This is a genomic window from Pseudonocardia sp. NPDC049154, from assembly GCF_040648315.1.
In the GTDB taxonomy this organism is placed as follows: Bacteria; Actinomycetota; Actinomycetes; order Mycobacteriales; family Pseudonocardiaceae; genus Pseudonocardia.
On the sequence record NZ_JBEZDN010000194.1, the window covers coordinates 5,659 to 10,360 of the forward strand.

Genomic DNA, 4,702 nt, shown 5'->3' on the forward strand with positions numbered 1-4,702 from the left:
ATCCGGTGTGTTGGGCGGTGGGCCACCACCCCCCCCCCCCCCCACACACGACGTGGAGGCTCGACTCGCGGATCGGCCGGACCTGGCTAGCCTTCGACCCGTGCCGAAGCGCCGCCCCGTCACCCCCCTCCGCCTGCTGCGCACGCCCCCGTGGGCAAAGCAGGAGCCGTCCTGGCGCGGTGCCAGCCCCGCGCTGATCCGCGCCGCGACCGAGCGGGCCGCCGCGCGGCCGTCGGGCGGCTGGGTGGTGCTGGCCGCCAGCCGGGAGGTGCGCCCCGGCAAGGCGTTCGGGCGGACCGTGGCCGGTCGCGAGCTCGTGGCCTGGCGCGACGGGGCCGGAGCCCTGCACGTCGGGCCCGGCGCCTGCCCGCACCTCGGCGCCGCGCTCTGCGACGCCCCGGTGCACGACGGGCAGCTGATCTGCCGGTGGCACGGGCTCGCCCTCGGCGCCGGCGGGCGGCCGGGCTGGTCCCCGCTGCCCGCCCACGACGACGGCGTGCTGGCCTGGGTCCGGCTCGACGACCTGCTGGCCCCCGGCGAGAGCCCCACCGAGGCGCCCGTGCTCGGCCCGCGGCCGCCGGTCGAGGGGTCGTTCGCCGCCGTCGCGACCGTGATCGGGCGGTGCGAGCCGCAGGACGTGATCGCCAACCGGCTCGACCCGTGGCACGGCGCCTGGTTCCACCCGTACTCGTTCGCGTCGCTGCGGGTGCTCGACGCCCCCTCCCCCAGCGTTTCCGAGGCCGAGGATCGGTTCCTGGTGGAGGTCAGCTTCCGGGTCGCCGGGCGGATCGGGGTGCCGGTGCACGCCGCGTTCAGCTGCCCCGAGCCGCGCACGGTCACGATGGAGATCGTCGACGGCGAGGGCACCGGCAGCGTGGTCGAGACGCACGCGACGCCGCTCGGCCCCGGCCTCGACGGGGCGCCGCGCACCGCCGTGATCGAGGCCGTCGTGGCGTACTCGGACCGGAGCGGGTTCGCGCACGTCGCGAAGGTGGGCGGGGTCCTGCGGCCGATGGTCCGCGCGACCGCCGCCCGGCTGTGGAAGGACGACATCGCCTACGCGGAGCGGCGGTACACGGTCCGGACCCGGTAGGCGCTACTCGCGCCGGTCGGCTCCGACCTCGGCGTCGTCCTCGGGGCGGCCCTGGGCAGCGTTCTCAGGGTCCCTGCGGGTTGCCTCGCGCTCGGACCGGCGCAGCCACGGTGAGCCGGGCGGTTCGGCCGGGGCGGCGCTGCGGCGCGATCCGCGGAAGAGGTTGCGGACGCGGGTGGCCGCCGGGGCGCGCGGAGCCTCCTCCTTCTCCGCGGGCTCCGGCTGCTCCCTCACGGGCTCGCCGGGTCCGACGGGCTCGGCGGGCCTGCCGGAAGCGTCCGGCTCGGTCGGCTTCGTGCGCTCGGCGGATTCGGCAGGCGGGGTGAGCTCGCCGGAAGCGGCGGGCTCGGTGGGCTCGGTGGGCTTGGTGGGTCCGGTGGGCTTGGTGGGCTCGCCGGAAGCGACGGGCTCGACGGGCTCCGCGGACTCGGCGGGCTCAGTGGGCTCGGTGGATCCGGCGGGACCGGCGGGACCGGTGGATCCAGCGGGATCGGCCGGCTCGGCAGGCAGGCCCGCGTCGGCGTCCTCGGCGAGGGTCGGGGCGTCGACCTTCTCGCTCCGCGCGGCCGCGTTCGCTCCGACGGGCGGTGCCGGAGCCTCCCGCTCCACCGCCTCCACCGCGCGCGGTTCCTCGGCCTCGCGCGCCGCCTCCGCCGGCTCCCCCTGACGGCCCTCGCGCGCCTCCACCGGTTCCTCGCGCGGCGGCGCCTCCCGGGGCCCCTCGGCTTCGCCGGGGCGCGGCTCCTCACGGAGCGCCGGCGCCACCTCGGTCCGCGCCTCGGGCTCGCTCGCCCGCTCGGCCTCCGGGCGCCCGGCCCGCTCGCCCTCCCCGTCGACCACCGGCATCCCGGCGGGCGGGGTCTCGGCGTCCGGGTCGGCGTGGGTGAACAGCACCGTCTCGTCGGGGTCGTCGAGGTACTGCGTGCCGTCGAGGTCGTGGTTGTCCTCGAACTCGTCCATGTCCGCGTACGAGGTGGGCCCGTCGTCGTCGGTGTCGATGGACTCGTCGGTGTCGACGGGGTCGGGGGCGCCGTCGCGCGCCGCGTACCCGGCCTCGTCCTCCTCCTCGTCGAGGTCGAAGACGTCGCCACGGTCGTCGGCGGGCTCCTCCCGCCGCGACACCGGGCCCCACTCGGGCCGCTCCGACGGGCTCGGCCGCGGGGCCGGGACCGGCGCCGACGCGGCGGGCGGGGTGTCGGTGTCGCGGTCCGCCCACGAGTCCGTGCCGGTCTCCCCGGTGCCCAGGTCGTCGAGCGGCTCGTCGGGCTCGTCCTCCGGCTTGCGACCGAGGAAGGTGTAGAGGATGTGCTCCTGCCAGCCGCCGACCGTCTGGACCCGGACGTCCGTGAACCCGGCGACCTCGAGCCGCTCCTTGAACATCGACGCGGAGTCGAACCGCAGGACCGAGTGCCACAGGTACGACGCCATGCCCGGCACCCGCCCGCGCATCCGGATCCGCGGCAGGTAGTCCAGCCAGCACGCCGCGGTCCAGCGCACCCGGGCCGCCCGGTCGCCGCGCACCGAGTACTCGTGCACCGCCAGCGGGGCCCCCGGCGCGAGCAGCTCCAGCAGGTAGTCGAGGGTGTCGTCGAGATTGCGCTGGTGGCGCATCTGGAACACGACGAGGATCCCGTCGAACCGCGGCTCGATGCCCTCGGCGCGCAGGGCGTCGTCGAGCGTGCCGAGGGTGCCGTGCAGGAACCGGTAGTCCGGTGCCCAGTCCAGCCGCCGCGCGGTGCCGACGAGCTCCGCGGACTCGTCGACGGCCACGACCTTCCAGCCGGGCGCCTCGTCGACGACCCCCTGCACCGGGGCCCCGCTGCCGCAGCCCACGACCAGCAGGGTGCGCTTGCGACCGCTCAGGCCCATCCGGTGGATCGTGGTCCGCAGCTGCGCGCGGTAGGCGTCGCTGTTGCGGACGATCCGGTCGAAGGCCCGGGCGGGCTGGTCCAGGGCGGTGTCGGCCGCCGGCAGGACGGTCTCCGGCGCGCTGGTGTCCGTTCCGCTCACCCGCACGATCCTGGCCCATGCGGGGCCGCTGCCCAAGGGGACGCGCGCCGCGACCGGAACGAATAGGCTGGTCGGGCGATGGTGCGAACCCTGGCGGTGGCCGACGAGGAGATCCCCGGACTGCGCTGCGGCGCGGCCCGGCGCGGTGCCGTCGACCTCGTGCTGGCCGCGGGCGACCTGCCCTTCGACTACCTGGCGGCGATCGCGGACGACGTGGACCGGCCCGCCGTGATGGTCCCCGGCAACCACGACCGCGACCTGAGCGGCTTCCGCCAGCGCCGCGGGCTGTGGACCAGCGCCGGGCACCCCTGCGAGTGGCCCGGACCGGCCGGCTTCGAGAACGCCGACGTCCGGATCGTCGACGCCGGCGGGCTGCGGATCGCCGGGCTCGGCGGCTGCCTGCGCTACCGGCCCGGCCCCAACCAGTGGACCGAGGCCGAGCAGACGCGGCGGGCGAAGCGGCTCGTCCGGCTGGCGAAGCGGGCCCGGCGCAAGGACGGCCGGGGCGTCGACGTCCTGCTCACGCACGCCCCTCCCCGGCACTGCGGCGACCGCGAGGACGGCCCGCACCGCGGCTTCGTCTGCCTGCACGGGGTGGTCGCGCAGCTGCAGCCGCGGTTCCTGGTGCACGGTCACATCCACCCCTACGGTGAGCCCGTACCGGACCGGATGCTCGGCACCACCCGGGTCGTCAACGTCGTCGGCAGGAAGGTGCTGGACCTCTAGTGGAGACGGGTTTCCCGCAGGCCGACGCGGAGCACGACTTCCTCCGCCAGCGCCGCCGGCAGGTGCTCTCGCGTCTGGTGGCGTGGCTGCGCCACGAACCCGACGACGTCTCGGAGATCCTCCCGTTCGACGAGGTCGTGGCCGCCCTGGGCCGCACCGGCGAACGCCGGCTGCCGGGCATCCACATCGTGGAGCTGGACACGATCGTCGGCAGCGTGGACCGCACCACGGACTTCGACCGCTGGTTCCGGCCGCGCAGCCGGCACAGCCGGGAACGCTGGGAGCGGCTGGCCCGGGCGCAGCGGCGCGGCGAGACCATCCCGCCCGTGGACCTGTACCGGGTGGGCGGGCTGCACTTCGTCCGGGACGGGCACCACCGCGTCTCGGTCGCGCACGCCCTGGGCCTGCGCACGATCGACGCGCTGGTCACCGAGGTCACCACGAAGATCGACCCGAACGGCATCGTGCACCGCGGCGACCTCATCACGAAGGACCTGCGGCGGGTCTTCCTCGACCGGGTCCCGCTCGGCCGCACGCAGATGGCCACGATCGAGGTGGCCGACGCCTGGAACTACGCCGAGCTGTCCGAGACCGTCGAGGCCTGGGGCTTCCGGCTCATGCAGAGCGAAGGCCGCTACCTCGACCGCGAGACCGTCGCCCGCCGCTGGTGGGCCGAGGAGTACCGCCCGGTCGTGCGGCTGCTGGCCCAGGCCGCGCTGATCGGCGACCGCACCGAGACCGACGCCTACCTCCACCTCGCCTGCCAGCGCTACCGCCTGCTGCGCACCCACCGCTGGGACGACGACGTGGTCGAGCGGCTGCGCGCGGACCCCGGCTGACCCGTGAGCGGCGACTGCCCCTAGAGGGGCAGTC

Annotated in this window: 4 protein-coding genes; 3 read left to right on the plus strand and 1 reads right to left on the minus strand. The window is 76.1% G+C overall.

The window, feature by feature from the left end:
- Positions 1–100 precede the first annotated feature (100 nt).
- Positions 101–1,093, plus strand: coding sequence for a DUF5914 domain-containing protein (locus AB0B41_RS41350; RefSeq protein ID WP_358212501.1), 993 nt, complete (start codon positions 101–103; stop codon positions 1,091–1,093).
- Positions 1,094–1,096: 3 nt separating this feature from the next.
- Here the strand turns inward: AB0B41_RS41350 and AB0B41_RS41355 are convergent, their stop codons facing one another.
- Positions 1,097–3,103 carry a methyltransferase gene (locus tag AB0B41_RS41355; RefSeq protein WP_358212502.1) on the minus strand — a complete coding sequence of 669 codons (2,007 nt, stop codon included), beginning with the start codon at positions 3,101–3,103 and terminating at the stop codon, positions 1,097–1,099.
- Between the two features lie 78 nt (positions 3,104–3,181).
- On the opposite strand from AB0B41_RS41355, the gene AB0B41_RS41360 reads away from it, so the two are divergent.
- Both AB0B41_RS41360 and AB0B41_RS41365 read left to right on the plus strand, forming a co-directional pair.
- Positions 3,182–3,829 carry a metallophosphoesterase gene (locus tag AB0B41_RS41360; protein WP_358212503.1) on the plus strand — a complete coding sequence of 216 codons (648 nt, stop codon included), beginning with the start codon at positions 3,182–3,184 and terminating at the stop codon, positions 3,827–3,829.
- Positions 3,829–4,668 (plus strand): chromosome partitioning protein ParB, encoded by an 840-nt coding sequence (locus AB0B41_RS41365; protein WP_358212504.1) that lies wholly within the window; start codon positions 3,829–3,831, stop codon positions 4,666–4,668. Before AB0B41_RS41360 ends, AB0B41_RS41365 begins: the two co-directional genes overlap by 1 nt.
- Positions 4,669–4,702 lie beyond the last annotated feature (34 nt).

Excerpts from the sequence above, each read along its gene's own strand:
- AB0B41_RS41360 (WP_358212503.1), top strand. The coding sequence starts at position 3,182 with ATGGTGCGAACCCTGGCGGTGGCCGACGAGGAGATCCCCGGACTGCGC.